Genomic DNA, 1,465 nt, shown 5'->3' on the forward strand with positions numbered 1-1,465 from the left:
CCGCCGCGCAGCGCCGCGGCCTCCGCGACGCTGGGGGTGCCGACGGCGGCGCGGACCACCTCGCTGGGGTGCGGCACGTCGACGGCGGCCAGCTCCGCCACCGGCCAGGTCCGCAGGGGTACGCCGAGCGCGCGGGCGGTGTCCACGATGCCCGCCTCGTCGGCCTTGAGGTCGACGCTGGCCAGGCAGCGCAGGCTGGCCTCGGCCAGCCCGGCCCCGGCGAGCGCCCCGCGCAGCAGCCCGGCCACCTCAACGGCGGCCACGCCCCGGCTGGAGCCGATCCCGGCGACCAGGGACGGCGGGCGCAGCACGGCGGTCCGCCCGTCCAGCGGCACGACCCGGTCGGTGACCAGCAGCCGGTACCCGCCGTCCGGCGCGTCGGCGCGCACGTGGTCGGGCAGCGGCGGCAGCGGCCAGGTGGCGTCGGCGTCGAGGCGGACCGGCTCGCCGTCGAGGATCGCCCGGGAGACGGCGGCCACCGCCCCCTCGACCGGCCAGCCGAGGGTGTCCAGGCCGGGCAGGCCGACGGCGTCGGTGGCGGTGGTGACCACCGGGCGGGCGTCGAGCAGCGTGGCCACCTCGGCGGCGAGGGCGTTGGCGCCGCCGGCGTGCCCGCCGAGCAGCGCGACCGCGTGCCGCGCGGCCTCGTCGACGACCACCACGGCCGGGTCGGTGCGCTTGTCGCCGAGCAGCGGCGCGAGGATCCGGACCACCGCCCCGGTGGCCAGGAACGCCACCACCGCATCGCAGTGCGCCCAGGCCGTCCGCAGCGCGTCGGCGACCGTCTCGCCCGGGACCTCTTGGGCGTGCGGCCAGGCGTCGGCGAGGGTCCGGGCGTGCCGCCGCCCGGCGGCGGTGGCGGCGACCAGCCCGACGGTGCCGGGGCCGGTCGCGGTCCCCACCGTCGGGCTCGCGTGCGCAACGGTCGTGGCCCCGGCCGGGCCGGGCGCGGTGCCAGCCGGGCCGGGCACGGTGCCAGCCGAGCCGAGCGCGGTGGCCGCCGAGCCGGGCTCGGTGTCGGCTCCGGTCGGGGCGGCGCCGGGTGGTGCGGTCTGCTGCCCGTGTGCTCCCCGTGAAGGTCCGGTGTGGTGGGTGGATGGACTGGTCACCGGCGCTCCCCGGTGAGGACGACCACCGGGTTGGTGGCGGCCAGGCGCAGTGAGCCGCCGGGTAGGTCGGCGAGGCGGGCGGCGGCGAGCTGACTGCCCTCGACGGCGTAGCCGGCGTCGCGCAGCAGGTGCACGGCGGGGGCGACCCGGTCCAGCGCGGCGAGGGTGACCACCACCCGGTCCGGCCGGCGCTCGGCCACCGCGGCGAGCACGTCCGTGCCGCCGCCGCCGACGAAGACGGCGTCCGGGTCGGGCAGCCCGCGCAGCGCCTCGGGGGCGTCCCCGGTCACCAGCCGGACGTCGACGCCGTGCCGGGCGGCGGTGGCCCGCCCCGGCGCCCGCGGGTCGCGAGCCCC

Annotated in this window: 1 protein-coding gene and 1 pseudogene; both read right to left on the minus strand. The window is 80.8% G+C overall.

The features are described 5' to 3' along the window. A partial coding sequence (locus tag KBX37_RS33800; RefSeq protein ID WP_210779878.1) for a cobalamin biosynthesis protein occupies nucleotides 1–902 on the minus strand: 902 nt, incomplete at its 3' end. Between the two features lie 203 nt (nucleotides 903–1,105). Continuing rightward, nucleotides 1,106–1,465 (minus strand): annotated as a pseudogene (locus tag KBX37_RS33805) (bifunctional cobalt-precorrin-7 (C(5))-methyltransferase/cobalt-precorrin-6B (C(15))-methyltransferase); the annotation flags it as partial.

It is taken from the genome of Micromonospora sp. U56 (genome assembly GCF_018070095.1).
Lineage (GTDB): Bacteria > Actinomycetota > Actinomycetes > Mycobacteriales > Micromonosporaceae > Micromonospora > Micromonospora purpureochromogenes.